Origin of the sequence: Pseudorhodoplanes sp. (assembly GCF_046289595.1) — a bacterium.
Lineage (GTDB): Bacteria > Pseudomonadota > Alphaproteobacteria > Rhizobiales > Xanthobacteraceae > Pseudorhodoplanes.
Genome location: NZ_JBKBVB010000107.1, coordinates 1 through 15,898, shown reverse-complemented (window position 1 = coordinate 15,898; position 15,898 = coordinate 1). Strand labels below are relative to the sequence as shown.

Sequence of the window (15,898 nt, the reverse complement as noted above, 5' to 3'; positions counted from 1 at the left end):
CTCGGTACCGGTGAGGCATTGCCGGTCACCGCCTCATAGGCGTCCTGCAGATCGCCTGCGATCTTTTCGGCCTGCATCATCGCGGCGCGGCGCTCGGCCAGTGTGGTCTCCTCGCCCGCTTTCGGCGCGAGCTTGCTCAGTTCGGCGACGGCATGGCGCAGGTAATCGGCTTCGCGCTCCGCGCGTTCGACGTCGGCGCGATGGGTTTCGACCGCTTCCGCCGCCTGGCGCCGCGCCTCGTACAGGCGCGCCACATCCGCCGCGTCGTCCTCGAGCCCGGCATAGGCGTCGAGCAAGGTGCGGTGCGTCGCCGCATCGACCAGCGCGCGGTCGTCGTGCTGGCCGTGAATTTCGACCAGCGCGGCGCCAAGACTTCGGAGTGTCTGCACCGATACAGGCTGATCGTTGACGAAGGCGCGGGTCTTGCCGTCGACCGACTGGATGCGCCGCAGGATCAGGTCGTCGTCCGCCTCGATGCCCTGCTGTTTCAGAAAGGTGCGGGCCGGATGCTTGGCCGGCACATCGAACTCAGCCGTCACCTGCCCCTGAGCTGCGCCTTGCCGCACCAGACCGGCATCGCCGCGCGCACCGAGCGCGAGCGCGAAAGCGTCGAGCAGAATTGACTTGCCGGCGCCGGTCTCACCGGTCAGCACGGCAAGCCCTTTGGCGAAATCGAGATCGAGCTTGTCGATCAGGACGATGTCGCGGATGGACAGACGAACCAGCATGGAAGAGCACTCGGACCTCGGTCGGGCTCCGCAGGATGAGGGCGCTCGCCGCGGCGGGCAAGCGTGGCGGCAAGCCCGGCCCGGCCGCTAGCAATAATCGATTCGGCGGACGAAAACGCGAACGCCCGCGCGCCTCAGCGCACCACCGGGGTGCCGATCCGCACCTCGCCCGCAGGCTTTTGCTGGAACAATTTGCTGATCCAGGATTGCTTGTTCTCGGCTGGCAGCAGGCCGCCGCTCTGAACCAGCTTGTATGCGTTCTGGTACCACGGACTGTCCGGGAAATTGTGACCGAGCACCGCCGCCGCTGTCTGCGCCTCCTCGACAATGCCGAGCGCCATATAGGCCTCGGTCAGCCGCATCAGCGCCTCCTCGACATGCCGGGTGGTCTGATATTGCGTCACCACCAGCTTGAAGCGATTGATCGCACCGGAGAAATCCTTCCGGTTCAGATAGAAGCGGCCGATCATCATCTCCTTGCCGGCGAGCTGATCGCGGGCGACATCGAGCTTGCGCCGGGCGCTGGCGGCATATTCGGTATCGGGATAGCGCCGGATCACCTGCTCCAGCTCGCGCATGGCCGCCTCGGTCCGCTGCTGGTCGCGCGTCACGTCCGGGATCACCTCGTAATAGGACGAGCCGATCAGATATTGCGCATAGGCGGCATCGGGGCTGCCGGGATGCAAGGCGACATAGCGCTTCGCCGCAGTGATTGTGTCATCGTATTCCTTGGCTTCGTAGTAGGCATAAGCCTGCATCAGCAACGCCTTGCGCGCCCAGTCCGAATAGGGATGCTGGCGGTCGACCTCTTCGAACTTCTTGGCTGCCTCCTTGAAGTCCCGCTTTTGCTGAAGGAGATAAAGGCCCTCGTTGTAAAGCTTATCCGCCGGCTCATCCGGGATCATGAGCTCCTTGTCGGAGGCGCAGCCAGCAACGGCAAGGAACATTAAGGCGATCCCAAGACCCCGCGACAAGACACGCCGGGCCGGCTCGACCGCCGATCGCAACTCAGCGACAATGGCGCTATTCACTCTCATGCCGCACAACGGTCCTTCCAGCAGGGGTCGGCCGCGGTCCTTGCGTCATCCCCGACCGCCTGCTTCTAGCGAAAAAGCGGCTCACCCCCAAGTCGATGGACTTGGGTTTCGTACGATATTGGGCCGGGATTAAGGCGAGGGTCACCTGCAATAACGCAGCTGGCCGGTTAGGGACGGCGTTTTCGAATCTCTCCGCAATAATCGCGGACGATCAGGACACGTCCGGGCCGTAGGCGGGGACCGCCATTCCGGGAACCTCGGCGTGACCGCGCATGCGGCGCTGCTCGCCGGCCTCGACCACCGCATAGGCCGACGGGTCCGACATGAGCGCAACCAGCACGGCGTGATTGAGACGGTGACCGCCACGGACCGAGCGATAGGCGCCGATGATCGGCGCGCCGGCCAAGGCAAGATCGCCGACCGCATCCAGCGCCTTGTGACGCACGAACTCGTCAGCGTAACGCAGCCCTTCGCTGTTGAGAATACGGTTGTCGCTGAGCACCAACGTGTTTTCGAAGGATGCGCCGAGGGCCTTGCCCGCGCTCCATAGCGCAGACACGTCCTTCATAAAACCGAAGGTCCGGGCCCGCGACAGCTCGCGGCGGAACGTTTCCGCGGTGAGATCGAGAGTGATGGACTGACGTCCGATCAGCACGGTGTCGAAGTTAATTTCGATATCGAGGCGGAAGCCGCTCTCGGCCGGGCGCAATTCACCATAGGATTCGCCCTTGGCGACGCACACTGGCTTCAAGACCTTGATATAACGGCGAGCTTTGGCAAGCGTCTTGATGCCGGCCTGATCGATTGCCGCAACAAACGGAGCAGAGCTGCCGTCCATGATCGGCACTTCGGGGCCGTCGATTTCAACCAGAGCGTTGTCCACGCCAAGACCGCGCAGCGCGGCAAGAATATGCTCGGCGGTCGAGCACAGGACGCCCGATTCATCGCCCAGAACGGTCGCAAGCTCGGTGGCGGTCACAGACCGGTAATCGGCGCGCACTTCGCGCTCGCCACCGTCCGCATCGGTCCGCGAAAACACGATGCCGGTATCGGCATCGGCGGGATTGAGAGTGAGGTTAACGGGAAGCCCGGAATGAACCCCAATTCCAGATACCGTGACCTGTTCACGCAGCGTGGTCTGCCTTGCGGCTCTCATACGCTCGTTTCCGTCCGTTTTTCGGCTGAACGCCGCACGCGGTAATGGTGCAGCGCAATCCCCCGAAGTGACCCCATTCGACCGGCTTTGGCCCTGATTGCTCCCGGCAGGTAGTCTGTTGAAGACTATCCCCCCTGCACGAATCTCCAGGACGAAAACCTTCGTCGCATTGAGAGCTTAGACGCAGCGACCCGGTGTCCAAAGTCACGCTTTTTTACGCTTTGTTACCTTGATCCAGCCGCAATCATGTCGGCGGCCTGCCGCATTTTCCAAGCGAACGTAACATTTATGCAACGCACTTGGCATGACGGCCACGGACGCGTCGCAAATCGGAAAAATTCGATTAAATTTCAGTAAGTTAGTACTCGACTATGGGAAGAAGCCCCGGCCTTTCGGCCGGGGCTTCTTCCCATTTCTGGTGCGCTGCACTGCATCAGTTGGCCTGGCGGCGCAAGAAAGCGGGGATTTCGAGTTGATCATCCTCTGCCGGATTATGCACAGGGGCTTGCCGTCCATGCATATCAAGACCCTGCGGTGCTTGCGGATTTCGGCGGGCATATTCGGAGACCGGATCGCGGCCTTCCATCGGGCGCGGTGCGGGCCGCGGCGGCATCGGCGGCGCCATCGGCCGCGGATCCTGCCGCTGGGCCGGCTCATCGGTCTCCGATTTCAGCCCAAGCCCGGCCGAAGCAAGCCGCTTCAGGAGCGACATGCGCTGCTTTTCGGGTTCGGGCGCACCGAGGTCGCCGCGCTGGGCCGCTGCGATTTCGCGTTGCGCCTGCGGGGGCAATTCGTCGATTCGCGGCATCCGCGGGCGCTGCGGCACCCGCTCCGGATGCGGAGGAATGAAATTGCCGAAAGTCTCGGGTTGCTGCGGGGGTTGAGGCGCGGCCGGCTCTACGAACAATGAGGGCTTCTGCGGGGTCGGCCGAATCGTGACGTCGTCGACCGCCTGGTGCGGCGGCACGTCGTGAGCGATTTCCTGGGCCAGTTCGTGGCTGAGCGCAGCGGCCACCGCGGCGGTGGCGGCGGCATCGATGGAGGCGGGCGGCGCAGGCGCGCGCGGCGGCAGCGGCGCGGCCGGCGCGGCGGCCTTGGGCCGCTCGACCGGGCGCGGGATATCGTGGCTGACACGCTTGGCCGGCTCGGCCGGCTTGGCCGCGGCGGCGGGCCGGTCCACCCCGGTCGCAACCACCGCGACGCGAATGATGCCCTCGAGGCTGTCGTCGAAGGTCGCGCCGACAATGATATTGGCATCCTTGTCGACTTCTTCGCGAATCCGGGTGGCCGCCTCGTCGACCTCGTACAGCGTCAGATCCTTGCCGCCGGTGATCGAGATCAGCAGCCCCTTGGCGCCCTTCATCGTGTTGTCGTCGATCAGCGGATTGGCGATCGCCGCCTCGGCGGCCGTAATCGCCCGCTTCTCGCCCGACGCTTCGCCGGTCCCCATCATCGCCTTGCCCATCTCGCGCATCACCGCGCGCACGTCGGCAAAGTCGAGATTGATCAGGCCCTCCTTGACCATCAGGTCGGTGACACAGGCCACGCCGGAATACAGCACGCGGTCGGCCATCGCAAAGGCGTCGGCGAAGGTCGTCTTCTCGTTGGCGACCCGGAACAGATTCTGGTTCGGGATGATCAGCAGCGTATCGACGTTCTTTTGCAGTTCGGCGATGCCGGCCTCCGCATAGCGCATGCGCCGGTCGCCTTCGAACTGGAACGGCTTGGTGACGACGCCGACCGTCAGAATGCCCATGTCGCGCGCGACTTTCGCCACCACCGGAGCCGCTCCGGTCCCGGTGCCGCCACCCATGCCGGCGGTGACGAACACCATATGCGCGCCGTTCAGGTGATCGCGGATCTCGTCCATCACCTCTTCGGCCGCGGCCTTGCCGACCTCCGGCTGCGAGCCCGCGCCGAGTCCCTCGGTGACCTGCACGCCCATCTGGATCTTGCGCGGCGCCCGCGACGAGGTCAGGGCCTGCGCGTCGGTATTGGCGACCACGAATTCGACGCCCTGCAGTCCTGCGGCAATCATGTTGTTGACCGCATTGCCGCCGGCGCCGCCGACCCCGAACACGGTGATCCTCGGTTTCAGCTCGCGAATGTCCGGAGCGCTGAGATTCACTGTCATGGCTACCTCTTCGATACGCGGGCGTTAAGTGACGTCCCCGCAACGACCGGTCCGCCGCTGGCCGGTTCGGAGATGCTGCAAAGGTTCATCAGAAGCTTTCCCGAAGCCATCGACGCACCTTGGTGAAATACCCGCCTGTCATCATCTGCCGCGTTTTCCGCGGTTCGAAATGTTCGAGATGCGCCGCCTGCGGGTAAACCAGAAGCCCCGAGGCGACCGCGAAAGCCGGCCCCTTGGCCGCATCCGGCAAACCAGACACACCGAGCGGCCGTCCGATCCGCACCTGTCGCCCGAGCACCCGCGACGCAAGATCCACAAGCCCGGCAAGCTGACTCGCTCCGCCGGTGAGCACCACGGTGCCCTGCGGTTCGGCCGCAAACGGAGACGCCGCCAGCCGGTCGCGGACCATCTCGAGAATCTCCTCGACGCGCGGCCGGATGAACGGCACCAGCGCGGCACGCGAAACCACCTGCGGCGGTTCGCGCGAATCAGAACCGACCGCGGGCACAGGGATCATGTCGCGCTCGTCGCTCATTCCGGACACGACAGTGCCATAGAACGTCTTGATTCGCTCGGCGTCCGCGACCCTTGCATTGAGTCCGCGCGCCAGATCCATGGTCACGTGATGGCCGCCCACAGCAAAACCGTCGGCATGGACGAAGCGGCCGCCGGAGAACACCGCGATCGTCGTGGTTCCCGCCCCCAGATCGACCACCGCGGCGCCGAGATCGGCCTCGTCATCGGCGAGCGCCGCAAGCCCCGACATGTAGGGCGCCGCGACCATCGCTTCGACCGAGAGCTGGCCGCGCTCGATCGCCAGCATCAGATTGCGGGGCGCGGCGACATCCGCGGTCACAATATGCATGTCGAGACCGAAGCGCTGTGCCAGCATGCCGCGCGGATCGCGGATGCCGTGAACCCCGTCGATGGCGTAGCCGAGCGGCAGCGAATGCAGCACCACCCGGCCCTCGCGGACCGAATGCTGGCTGCCGGCCTGCAGCAGCCGGGCAATATCGGTGTCCCGGATCGACGGCCCGGCGACCTCGACCGATGCCGTGAAGCGCTCGCTCGCGAGCCGTCCGGCCGAGACCGACACCGCGACCGATTCCAGATGCACGCCAGCGGATTGTTCGGCACGCTCGACCGCCTGGCGGATCGCGAAATCGGCGGCCTCGAGGTCGGCGACGCCGCCTGCTTTCATGCCGCGCGCTTCGGTATGGCCAAAGCCGATGACCTCGACGGCATGGCTGCGCCGCCGCAGAACGTCATGGGCGCGGCCGGGCTCCAGGCGCGCGATCAGGCAGACCACCTTGCTGGTGCCGATATCGAGGGCGGCGACCAAGGCGGCGCGCCTTGGCGAGACCGGCTTCATCTTCGGGGCGACGCCGAATTCCAGGAGGCTCATGCGTCGCCTCCCTTTCGCTTGCCCTTCTTCTCCTTCAGCGCCTCGGCACGGGCCGCCGCGGCCTCATCCGACAGGCGCACGGTCACGCGGTCGGGCAGGCGCAGGTCGATCGCGACGATGTCGCGGCTCAAAATCTTCCTGTCGCGATCGAGCGCGAGCAGCGATTCGATCGCGGTCATCGGCTCCGCCTCGGGCAGGCGGATATCGACGCCGTTCTTCAGCCGGAGATTCCAGCGCCGGTCGGCGACCAGCACATAGGCATGGACCTGATCGCGCAGTTCCGGATAGCGCCCCATCTCCGACAGGAAATCGGCGGCCTTGCGCTGCGCACCCTGGCCCACCACCAGCGGCAGATTCGCCACATGCGGCGCCACAAAGGGCTCAACCACTTCGCCGTCACGCGAGATCACCTGAACCCGGCCGTCCTTCTGCCACAGCGCGAAGGCGCGCCGCTCGGTGATGGCGATATGCAGACGGTCGGGAAAGAGTTTCAGTACCGTGGCCTCTGCGATCCAGGGATTGGCCTTCAGCCGTGCCCTTGCCGATTCGGCATCGAGGAACAGCAGAGATGCGCGGCCGGAAATGCCGGCGATATTGAGAATTTCCTCGCGCGTCAGCTGGCTTTCGCCGGTCAGGGCAATGGCGGAGATGCGAAAGCCCGCGGCATTGGCGGCGCTGTCGCGGATGTCCGCGAGTTGCGCACCGACCTCGCCGGCATGACCGCCGCGGATCACGCCATAGCCGGCGGCAACCAGAAAGAATGCAAAGACGGCAAGCGTGCCGGTCCCGCGCGGCGCGAGACGCTCGATCCGTGCGATCAGCCGGGGCAGGCCGCGACGGGCGCGCGGCGCCTCGCCGGCCCGCACCGGGGGCTTGGCGGAGCGGTTGCGGTCAGACATCGACCGCCCCTGTTGCCATGGCGGCGTGGATGCGGACACGCATTGCGTCCCGCTCAAAGCCGCGAAGCCGCCGACCCGCACACACTTACGAAACCTCCGTCCCCCGCCGCCTTGTCATGGCGATGCGCGCATGTCGCGGCGCGGCGTCCCAAACCCAGCCTAGACGCACTGCGCGCGACGCCGCTCAGTCTTCGGCGCGTTTGGTAAAGTTTTGGTAAAGTTTTAACGGATCGCATTAAGGAACCCGCGGGCTGCCGGGGATTGAGCGGGCCCGGCGGGGCCGCGCGTGTCACCTTGCGCTGCGCGAGGCTACACACTGAGCGTGTAACCGGATGGAGAAGCGACATCCAGGGGTGCAGGCTCCCGCAGTGCGCTTCGCTCCATGCGGGCTCGAAGGCCGCACGCGCGACCTGTTTATCCCCGCTTGCGCGGGAATGAGCGGCGTTTAGACGAACGGTTTAAGCGACCTTCGGCTGCGCCACGAGTTCGACCTTCATCGCCTTCAGCACTTTGATCACGGTCTCGAATTCCGGCTTGGCGCCGGAACCGAGTGAGCGATAAAGATTTTCGCGCGACACACCGGCCTCTCTCGCAACCTGAGTCATGCCTTGTGCACGCGCCACCGTGCCGATCGCCCTAGTGATGAAATCGGCATCGCCGGTCTGGAACGCTTCGGTGAGATATTCGGCAATAGCCTCGGGACTATCCAGATAGTCCGCAGCATCGAACGCTTTTGTCTTGGCCATCCTATGTCTCCGACTCGTTCAATAGTCTGATAGCGGTTCGGATATCCTTCTGTTGCGAACTCTTGTCACCACCGCACAGGAGAATGATGAGTGTGTCACCGCGTTTAGCGAAATAGACCCTGTAGCCCGGGCCGAAATGGATCCGGAGTTCGCTTACACCTGACCCGCAAGGCGCAACATCACCGGGGTTGCCCTCGGCAAGCCGCTCTATTCGCACCAAGATCTTGGCTCTGGCGCGCAAGTCCCGAAGGCTTTTGAGCCAGCGATCAAATTCACCTTGCTCGCTCGATCAAAAGCATCTGTAGCGTATACGCTACATACCTGCGCCCGTCAATGATATGAATATTTTCCTTGACAGCGTGACGCTGCCCGGCTAGCTTTGGGCTGTGCTGGAGAGCTCTGCGCAGGTCCAACTCTCCGACCCTTCGCAGATCGCCGCGATCGCAGGCCTGCAGCACCTTCCGCCCCCTGCCCTCAGCATTTCTGCCGGTCCGCGGGTTTGCGCATTCATCCCTGAAGCCGCGGCCGACACGGAGCATCGCCATGCCCGGATATACGCGAGACTTTCTCGCGAGCCTGCAACGCCGCTATGAGCAGACCGACCAGCCGCTGATGAAGATCGCGGCCGACTTCGACATCAGCGTCCGCACCATCGGGCGTCTTGCCGAACAACACGGATGGATCCGCAAGACGAAGTTGCCGCGCGATCTGTCGCCAGCCATGCGTGCGCTGGAGGAGGCGCAGGCGCTGGTTGCGGCGCAGGCGGACGCGGCGATGCCGGCCGCGCCCGCCGCCCCCGTCCCGCCTCCCGCACGATCCGAATCGGGCGCGGATGGAGATCCGCCGGATGCCGGCATGGACCCGGCCGAGCGCATTGCCCGCATCGTCGAGAGCGAACTTCTCGCAGTCGAAGCGATGCGCGCGCAAGCACGGCGGTCAGGACGCAGCATCGCCGATTGCGAACGCATCGCGCGCACGCTCTCGATCCTCACCCAGATTCTGACGACGTTGCAGCGGCTGCGCAGCGGACCCGCCACCGAAACCGACGAACCCAGCGATGACGACATTCCCCGAGACATCGACGAATTGCGTGAGGCGCTTGCGCGACGCATTGAGGCTTTCGTCGCAGGCCGGTCTGACGCAAGCGATGCTGCAGGCGATCCCTGTGCCGTGGCTGAGGACGCTGTCGCATGACTTCGCCGTGCTCGCGCATGCGCATCAGGACGCGCCGGCGGCCGGCAACAATGGCGGAGACTGGACCACCTGGCTGATGCTGGGCGGCCGCGGCGCAGGCAAGACGCGGCTCGGCGCGGAATGGGTGCGGGCGCAGGCCAACGGCATTCCGCCGATGGCCGATGCGCCGCTGCCGCGCATCGCGCTGGTCGGCGAGACCGAGCACGATGTGCGCGCGGTGATGATCGAGGGCGAATCCGGGCTGTTGCGGATTTCGCCGCGCGCGCAGCGGCCGGTCTTCATCTCGTCGCGGCGGCGGCTGGAATGGCCGAACGGAGCGGTCGGCGAAATCTTTTCGGCGGAGGAACCTGACAGCCTGCGCGGCCCGCAATTTGCCGCGGCCTGGTGCGACGAACTCGCCAAGTGGCGCAACGCCGATGCCGCCTTCGACATGCTGCAATTCGGATTGCGGCTGGGACTGCGGCCGCGCCAGCTCGTCACCACCACGCCTCGGCCGATCCCGCTTTTGAAGCGGCTGATCGCCGATCCAAGGAGCGCGGTGACGCGGGCCTCGACGCATGCCAATGCGGCGTATCTGTCGCCGGCCTTTCTCGACGAGGTGATCGGGCGCTATGCCGGGACGAGGCTCGGACGGCAGGAGATCGACGGCGAGATCGTCGAGGACCGCACCGACGGGCTGTGGTCGCGCGCCATAATCGAGCGGCTGCGGGTCGAGCAGGCGCCGCAGCTTGCGCGGATCGCGGTCGGCATCGATCCGCCGGCCTCCTCGCGCCAGGGCGCGGATGCCTGCGGCATCGTCGCCGCGGGCCGCGCCGAGGACGGCACGATCTATGTGCTGGAGGATGCGACAGTGGCCGGACTGCCGCCGGCCGGCTGGGCGATGCGCGCGGTCGCGCTATACCGGCGGCTGCGCGCCGATCTCGTGGTCGCCGAGGTCAACCAGGGCGGCGAGATGGTGCGCGCGGTTTTGCGCCAGGTCGATGCGTCGGTGCCGGTGAAGGCGGTGCATGCGACGCGCGGCAAATTCCTGCGCGCCGAACCGGTCGCGGCGATGTATGCCCAAGGCCGCGTGCGCCATGTGGGCGCGCGGCTCGCGCTTCTGGAGGACGAGATGTGCGCCTTCGGCCTCGACGGACTGGCCGGCGGCGGCTCGCCGGACCGGCTCGACGCCATGGTCTGGGCGGTGACGGAGCTGACCGGCCGCGGCTGGCACGGCCCGCGCATCCGCGCGCTGTGAGCCTTTACCGGTTCAGCGACGCGTCCTCGATCATCCAGCGGATCAGGTCGTCGAACGGGATGCCGCGATGCGCGGCAAGCTCGGGGACGAGGGAGGTCTGCGTCATGCCGGGGATGGTGTTGACCTCCAGGCAATACAGCCCCTCCACGCCCGGCCGGCTGTCGTCATAGCGGAAATCGGCGCGGCTCACGCCGCGGCAGCCGAGCGCCTGATGCGCCAGCACGGTGAGCCGCTGCACCTCGCGGGTCACCGCATCGGGAATTTGCGCCGGCAGCACATGCTCGGAGCCGCCGGGCGCATATTTCGCCTCGTAATCGTAGAACGCCACCTTCGGCACGATCTCGATCACGCCGGTGGCCTCGCCCTGCACCACCGCGCAGGTCAGCTCCTTGCCGGGGATATAGGTCTCGCACAACACGATGTCGCCATAGGCCCAGTCTTCGCGGAACAATTCCTGCGGCGGATGCTCGTGATTGTCGGTGACGATGAAGACGCCGACGCTGGAGCCTTCCGCAACCGGCTTGATCACATAAGGGCGCGGCAGCGCATGCGCCTTCCCGGCCGCGAATCGCGAGATCGCAAGCCCCTGCGGCATCGGCACGCCGGCCGCCGCCAGCACGACCTTGGCGGCGTTCTTCTTCATGGCGAGCGAGGAGGCCTGCACGCCCGAATGGGTGTAGGGAATGCCGAGGATTTCGAGCACGCCCTGAATGGTGCCGTCCTCGCCGGGCCGCCCGTGCAAAATGTTGAAGGCGACATCCGGCTTCACTTCGTCGAGCACGGTCGCGATGTTGCGCGCAACGTCGATCCGGGTGACGCGATAGCCGCAGCGCTCGGCGGCATCGGCGCAGGCCTTGCCGGAATTCAGCGACACCTCGCGCTCCGACGACCAGCCGCCCATGAGGACGGCGACATGCCTGGTCATGCGGCCCCTTTCCTGACCGGCAGCTCGAAGCCGTCATAGAGCCAGGCGACGCAGTCGAACATCTCCTGCTCGCTCTTGTTCTCCCAGACCTGGCGCATCACTTCGCGTTCGATCCCGCCGACGTGGTAGACATTGTCCCACAGATAGCGCGATTCGTATTGCACCCGCGCGGTGCGCAGATAGCGCGCGTCCACGTATTGTCTGAACGCGGATTCCACCGCGTCGCCCGACAGGTCGTCGAGCAGTCCGGCCAGACACACCGCATCCTCGATCGCCATGCAGGCGCCCTGCGCCAGCGATTGCAGCGTCGGATGCGCGGCATCGCCAAGGAGCGTAACGCGGCCCCGGCTCCAGTGCCGGATCGGATCGCGGTCGCCCGAGACCCAGCCGCGCCGCGACAGGTCCATCATCCCCCACAGCTTCTTCATGGTTGGATGCGAGTCGCGGTAGACGCGCGCGAGATCGGGATGCGGGCTGTCGGTATCGCTCGGCGCCATGTCCAGCGTCCTGAACACGGTGACGACATTGAACAGCGTGTGATCGCGCAGCGGATAATGCACGATGTGGAAGCCGTCGCCCGACCACATCACCACATTGTCGGTATCGACATCGAAATTGACTTCGCTCATCGGCACGATGGTGCGGTGCGCGACATAGCCGAGCGAGCGCGGCGGCCCCTCATTGGTCATCTGCTGGCGGATGGTGGAGCGGATGCCGTCGGCGCCGATCAGCGCCGCACCCTCATAGTGGCGGCCGTCGGCGATATCGACCCGCACGCGATCGCCCAGGTCCGCGAAGGATTTGACCGGCGTGTTCGGCAGCATCTGCACATTGTGCAGCGCGCGGCAGGCATCGAGCAGAACCTTGTGCAGATCGACTCGATGGATCACCACATAGGGCTTCCTGAAGCGCTGCAGAAAAGACTCGCCGGTCGGAATCCGCGCGATCACGCCGCCGTCGATCCAGTCATACATCACCATCGCCTTCGGCCGCAGCGCGACGGCGAGAACCGCATCCGCAACGCCAAGCCGGTCCAGCATCCAGAACACATTGGGACCGAGCTGGATGCCGTAGCCGATGACGCCGAATTCCTCGGCCTCTTCGAGCAGCAGGATGTCGAAGCCTTTGCGCGCGAGCGCCAGCGCCGCCATGGCGCCGCCCAGCCCGCCGCCGACGACAATGACGGGGAGATTACTCACGCGCGACCCCGATCCGCTTGATTTCCCAGTCGAGCGTCACGCCCGAACTCTCCTTCACGCGCCTGCGCACGGTTTCCCCCAAGGTCTCGATATCGGACGCGGTCGCGTTACCGCGATTGATCAGAAAGTTGCAGTGCATTTCCGAAACCTGTGCGTCTCCTACCACCAGCCCGCGGCAACCGGCAGCATCGATCAATTGCCAGGCCTTGTTGCCCGGCGGATTCTTGAAGGTCGAGCCGCCGGTACGGCTCTTGATCGGCTGCGTCGCCTCCCGCGACTGCGTGATCTTGTCCATTTCCGCGGCGATTGTGTCGCGGTCGCCCGGCTGCCCTGCGAAGACGGCTTGTGTGAAAATCACGTCTTCGGGCACGCCGCAATGCCGGTAGGTGTAATGCATGTCGGCATTGCCGTAGACGCGGATGTTGCCCGCCCGGTCGACGCCGCGCGCCTCGATGAGCGCGTCTTTGGTCTCGCGGCCATAGGCGCCGCCATTCATGCGCAGCGCGCCGCCGATGGCCCCCGGTATGCCGCGATAGAAGGAAAGCCCGGCGAGCCCGGCTTCCTGCGCCGCCCGCGCGACCTTGACGTCCGGCACCGCTGCACCGGCGCGGATGTGGGTTCCTTCCACGGCCACCTCGCTAAAGCCGCGCCCCAGCCGGATCACGACACCCGGCACGCCGCCGTCGCGCACGATCAGATTCGAGCCGAGCCCGATGACCATGACAGGAATTTCGGCCGGCAGGTGCTTCAGAAAATAGGCGAGATCGTTCTCGTCCTCCGGCATGAACAGCACCTGCGCCGGACCGCCGACGCGAAACCAGGTCAGTTCGGCAAGCGGCTGGTTGGCAATGAGGCGGCCGCGCAGCTCCGGCATCCGTGATGTCAGATCGGGGGTGATGTCGGGGAAGATCATCTGCTTTCCAGGCGATCGCGCCAATAACCGGGACGCCGCTTCGCATGTGCACAGGCGACGATTACGACGCGATTCTCATCAATGAAGTACAAGAGATTGTACGGAAAATCCTTCAACCTTACGCGACGAATGTCATCGTCCATGCGTTGAAACAAATACGGATTTTCGGACAACGTGTCTGCTGCTTCGAGAAAGGCCCTCAGAAAGCGGTTGCCAAAATCCGGATGCTGGGACTGATACCAATCGACCGCTTCGGCCAGTTCCGACCTCGCCTCGCGGCGGACGATCAGCCGCCAATTCATGAAAGCCGGGATCGGAGGTGAGCGATGACTTCATCAATCGGGATAGCCGAAGACGGGTCGCGACGGTAATCCTCCATCCGCCGCCTCGCCTCTGCGAGTTGCTCAGGCGTTACGTCTGCCGCCGGATCGTTGTCGTCGATGCTGTTCCAAAGCTTTGCGATCAATTCGATCTTCTCGACCGCCGAAAGCTGCATCAGTTGCGCTTCAAGAACATCATTCATCGGCGAACTCCACGCTGATCATTCAATTTAGGTTGTTGCGTTCCGTGCCGCAAGTTTATCACCCTCCCGCCTGCAACTCGCCGGGCAGCGCATAGGCCCATTGCGTGATGTTGCCCGCGCCGAGACACACCACCATGTCGCCCGGTTTGGCGATGCCGCGGATCATCGAGGCGAGCTGTTCGGAGCCCGGCAGCGCCATGACATTGCGATGGCCGCGCGCACGCATGCCCATCACGAGATTGTCGCGGTCGATGCCCTCGATCGGCGTTTCGCCGGCCGAATAGACTTCGGCGACGATCACCGCATCGGCATCGTTGAAACAGGTGCAGAACTGCTCGAACAATTCCTTCAGCCGCGTATAGCGATGCGGCTGCACCACGGCGATCACCCGGCCTGCGGCGGATTCGCGCGCGGCGCGCAGCACCGCCCGGATCTCCACCGGATGATGGCCGTAATCGTCGATGATCGTGACGCCGTTCCATTCGCCGGTGCGGGTGAATCGCCGCTTCACGCCGCCGAAGCCTGCGAGCGCCTTCCTGATCTGGTCGTCGGGCACCAGCAATTCGTGCGCGACCGCAATCGCCGCGGTCGCATTCAGCGCATTGTGCCGCCCCGGCATCGGCAGCGTGAGCCCGCCAATGACGTGATCGGGCCGGGAATCGCGGCCGCGGAACACCACCGAAAAGCGCGACATGCCGCCCTTGTGGTCAAGATCGACCAGCTGCACATCCGCCTGCGGATTTTCGCCATAGGTGATGATGCGGCGGTCCTCGATGCGGCCGACCAGCGCCTGCACTTCCGGGTGGTCGGTGCACATCACGGCGAATCCGTAGAACGGCACATTCTCGACGAAGTCCTGAAAGGCGTCCTTCACCGCCTGGAAGGTCTTGAAGTGATCGAGATGCTCGGGATCGACATTGGTGACGATGGCGATGTCGGCGGGCAGCTTGAGGAAGGTGCCGTCGGACTCGTCGGCCTCCACCACCATCCAGTCGCCTGCGCCAAGCCGTGCATTGGTGCCATAGGCATTGATGATGCCGCCATTGATGACGGTCGGATCAAGCCCGCCGGCATCGAGCAGGGCCGCCACCATCGAGGTCGTGGTGGTCTTGCCATGGGTACCGGCAATGGCGACCGCGGATTTCAGCCGCATCAGTTCGGCCAGCATCTCGGCGCGGCGCACAATCGGCAGGCGCTTGGCGCGCGCGGCGATCAGTTCGGGATTGTCGCGCTTGATCGCCGACGAGACCACGACGACGCTTGCGCCGTCGACATTCTTGGCATCATGGCCGACCGTGACCTTGATGTTCTTCTCGCGCAGCCGCTTGACATTGGCACTTTCGGACACGTCGGAGCCGGTGACGGTGTAATCGAGATTGGCCAGCACCTCGGCAATCCCGCTCATGCCGATGCCCCCGATCCCGACGAAATGGATCGAGCCCAGATCGCGCGGCAATTTCATTGATGATCCCCAGACGTTGCTTTGGGTGGGCGTAGTCCAGCTTTGGTCAACCCGCAACCCGGGCCACCTTGAGCACCAGATCGGCCAGCCGGTCGGCGGCATCAAGCACCCCGATTCCCCTGGCGCGCGCGGCCATTCCGGCGAGCCGCAGCGAATCGGCGGCGAGCGCGTCGATTTCGGCGGCGAGCCGGTCCGGCGTGAAATCCTTCTGCAGGATGCGGATGGCGCCGCCGGCCTTTTCCAGCACGGCGGCATTGGCGGCCTGATCCTGGTCGAGCGCATGCGGCAGCGGCACCAGAATCGCCGGGCGGCCGACGGCGGAGAGTTCCGACACCGTACC

At 65.1% G+C, this 15,898-nt stretch carries 16 protein-coding genes and 1 pseudogene; 2 read left to right on the top strand and 15 right to left on the bottom strand.

All coding sequences use genetic code 11. The annotated features are described in order from the left end of the window. From ACK41X_RS18465 to ACK41X_RS18430, 8 genes and pseudogenes are all read right to left on the bottom strand, one after another. On the bottom strand, positions 1 to 728 hold a 728-nt coding region (locus ACK41X_RS18465), incomplete at its 3' end, for an AAA family ATPase (protein WP_409726320.1). 134 nt (positions 729 to 862) lie between these two features. Further along, on the bottom strand, positions 863 to 1,765 hold the full coding sequence (locus tag ACK41X_RS18460; protein WP_409726318.1) for an outer membrane protein assembly factor BamD: 903 nt from the start codon (positions 1,763 to 1,765) through the stop codon (positions 863 to 865). A gap of 211 nt (positions 1,766 to 1,976) precedes the next feature. Further along, complete coding sequence (gene lpxC / locus ACK41X_RS18455; RefSeq protein ID WP_409726316.1) at positions 1,977 to 2,921, bottom strand: UDP-3-O-acyl-N-acetylglucosamine deacetylase; 945 nt, start codon at positions 2,919 to 2,921, stop codon at positions 1,977 to 1,979. A gap of 433 nt (positions 2,922 to 3,354) precedes the next feature. Further along, the gene (gene ftsZ / locus ACK41X_RS18450; RefSeq protein WP_409726314.1) at positions 3,355 to 5,055 is read right to left on the bottom strand and encodes a cell division protein FtsZ; all 1,701 of its coding nucleotides are present in this window, start codon (positions 5,053 to 5,055) and stop codon (positions 3,355 to 3,357) included. Between the two features lie 88 nt (positions 5,056 to 5,143). After that, positions 5,144 to 6,460 (bottom strand): cell division protein FtsA, encoded by a 1,317-nt coding sequence (gene ftsA, locus ACK41X_RS18445; RefSeq protein ID WP_409726312.1) that lies wholly within the window; start codon positions 6,458 to 6,460, stop codon positions 5,144 to 5,146. Further along, positions 6,457 to 7,359: a cell division protein FtsQ/DivIB gene (locus ACK41X_RS18440; protein WP_409726310.1), complete on the bottom strand. Its 903-nt coding sequence runs from the start codon at positions 7,357 to 7,359 to the stop codon at positions 6,457 to 6,459. Before ACK41X_RS18440 ends, ftsA begins: the two co-directional genes overlap by 4 nt. Before the next feature lie 458 nt (positions 7,360 to 7,817). Then, positions 7,818 to 8,105, bottom strand: a complete 288-nt coding sequence (locus ACK41X_RS18435; RefSeq protein WP_409726308.1) for an addiction module antidote protein — start codon at positions 8,103 to 8,105, stop codon at positions 7,818 to 7,820. 1 nt (position 8,106) lies between these two features. Beyond that, positions 8,107 to 8,379 (bottom strand): annotated as a pseudogene (locus tag ACK41X_RS18430) (type II toxin-antitoxin system RelE/ParE family toxin); the annotation flags it as partial. A gap of 269 nt (positions 8,380 to 8,648) precedes the next feature. Between ACK41X_RS18430 and ACK41X_RS18425 the strand changes: the two are divergent. Beyond that, complete coding sequence (locus ACK41X_RS18425; protein ID WP_409726306.1) at positions 8,649 to 9,299, top strand: hypothetical protein; 651 nt, start codon at positions 8,649 to 8,651, stop codon at positions 9,297 to 9,299. After that, positions 9,253 to 10,536 (top strand): DNA-packaging protein, encoded by a 1,284-nt coding sequence (locus tag ACK41X_RS18420; protein ID WP_409726304.1) that lies wholly within the window; start codon positions 9,253 to 9,255, stop codon positions 10,534 to 10,536. Before ACK41X_RS18425 ends, ACK41X_RS18420 begins: the two co-directional genes overlap by 47 nt. Positions 10,537 to 10,540: 4 nt before the next feature. On the opposite strand, the gene ACK41X_RS18415 is transcribed toward ACK41X_RS18420, so the two are convergent. From ACK41X_RS18415 to ACK41X_RS18385, 7 genes are all read right to left on the bottom strand, one after another. Next, positions 10,541 to 11,461, bottom strand: a complete 921-nt coding sequence (locus tag ACK41X_RS18415; RefSeq protein ID WP_409726302.1) for a D-alanine--D-alanine ligase — start codon at positions 11,459 to 11,461, stop codon at positions 10,541 to 10,543. Further along, the gene (locus tag ACK41X_RS18410) at positions 11,458 to 12,660 is read right to left on the bottom strand and encodes an FAD-dependent monooxygenase (protein ID WP_409726300.1); all 1,203 of its coding nucleotides are present in this window, start codon (positions 12,658 to 12,660) and stop codon (positions 11,458 to 11,460) included. The genes ACK41X_RS18415 and ACK41X_RS18410 overlap by 4 nt, the downstream gene beginning before the upstream one ends. Further along, complete coding sequence (murB, locus tag ACK41X_RS18405; RefSeq protein WP_409726298.1) at positions 12,653 to 13,573, bottom strand: UDP-N-acetylmuramate dehydrogenase; 921 nt, start codon at positions 13,571 to 13,573, stop codon at positions 12,653 to 12,655. Before murB ends, ACK41X_RS18410 begins: the two co-directional genes overlap by 8 nt. Next, positions 13,570 to 13,875 carry a type II toxin-antitoxin system RelE/ParE family toxin gene (locus ACK41X_RS18400; protein ID WP_409726296.1) on the bottom strand — a complete coding sequence of 102 codons (306 nt, stop codon included), beginning with the start codon at positions 13,873 to 13,875 and terminating at the stop codon, positions 13,570 to 13,572. Before ACK41X_RS18400 ends, murB begins: the two co-directional genes overlap by 4 nt. Further along, positions 13,872 to 14,096, bottom strand: a complete 225-nt coding sequence (locus ACK41X_RS18395) for an addiction module protein (protein WP_409726294.1) — start codon at positions 14,094 to 14,096, stop codon at positions 13,872 to 13,874. Before ACK41X_RS18395 ends, ACK41X_RS18400 begins: the two co-directional genes overlap by 4 nt. Positions 14,097 to 14,154: 58 nt before the next feature. Continuing rightward, positions 14,155 to 15,558: a UDP-N-acetylmuramate--L-alanine ligase gene (gene murC, locus ACK41X_RS18390; RefSeq protein WP_409726292.1), complete on the bottom strand. Its 1,404-nt coding sequence runs from the start codon at positions 15,556 to 15,558 to the stop codon at positions 14,155 to 14,157. A gap of 46 nt (positions 15,559 to 15,604) precedes the next feature. Continuing rightward, positions 15,605 to 15,898, bottom strand: a 294-nt coding sequence (locus ACK41X_RS18385; protein WP_409726290.1) for a glycosyltransferase, incomplete at its 5' end; no start/stop codon positions are given.

Excerpts from the sequence above, each read along its gene's own strand:
- ACK41X_RS18400 (WP_409726296.1), bottom strand. The coding sequence starts at position 13,875 with ATGAATTGGCGGCTGATCGTCCGCCGCGAGGCGAGGTCGGAACTGGCC.
- ftsZ (WP_409726314.1), bottom strand. The coding sequence starts at position 5,055 with ATGACAGTGAATCTCAGCGCTCCGGACATTCGCGAGCTGAAACCGAGG.
- murB (WP_409726298.1), bottom strand. The coding sequence starts at position 13,573 with ATGATCTTCCCCGACATCACCCCCGATCTGACATCACGGATGCCGGAG.
- ACK41X_RS18460 (WP_409726318.1), bottom strand. The coding sequence starts at position 1,765 with ATGAGAGTGAATAGCGCCATTGTCGCTGAGTTGCGATCGGCGGTCGAG.
- murC (WP_409726292.1), bottom strand. The coding sequence starts at position 15,558 with ATGAAATTGCCGCGCGATCTGGGCTCGATCCATTTCGTCGGGATCGGG.
- ACK41X_RS18435 (WP_409726308.1), bottom strand. The coding sequence starts at position 8,105 with ATGGCCAAGACAAAAGCGTTCGATGCTGCGGACTATCTGGATAGTCCC.
- ACK41X_RS18420 (WP_409726304.1), top strand. The coding sequence starts at position 9,253 with ATGCTGCAGGCGATCCCTGTGCCGTGGCTGAGGACGCTGTCGCATGAC.
- ACK41X_RS18425 (WP_409726306.1), top strand. The coding sequence starts at position 8,649 with ATGCCCGGATATACGCGAGACTTTCTCGCGAGCCTGCAACGCCGCTAT.
- lpxC (WP_409726316.1), bottom strand. The coding sequence starts at position 2,921 with ATGAGAGCCGCAAGGCAGACCACGCTGCGTGAACAGGTCACGGTATCT.
- ftsA (WP_409726312.1), bottom strand. The coding sequence starts at position 6,460 with ATGAGCCTCCTGGAATTCGGCGTCGCCCCGAAGATGAAGCCGGTCTCG.
- ACK41X_RS18395 (WP_409726294.1), bottom strand. The coding sequence starts at position 14,096 with ATGAATGATGTTCTTGAAGCGCAACTGATGCAGCTTTCGGCGGTCGAG.
- ACK41X_RS18440 (WP_409726310.1), bottom strand. The coding sequence starts at position 7,359 with ATGTCTGACCGCAACCGCTCCGCCAAGCCCCCGGTGCGGGCCGGCGAG.
- ACK41X_RS18415 (WP_409726302.1), bottom strand. The coding sequence starts at position 11,461 with ATGACCAGGCATGTCGCCGTCCTCATGGGCGGCTGGTCGTCGGAGCGC.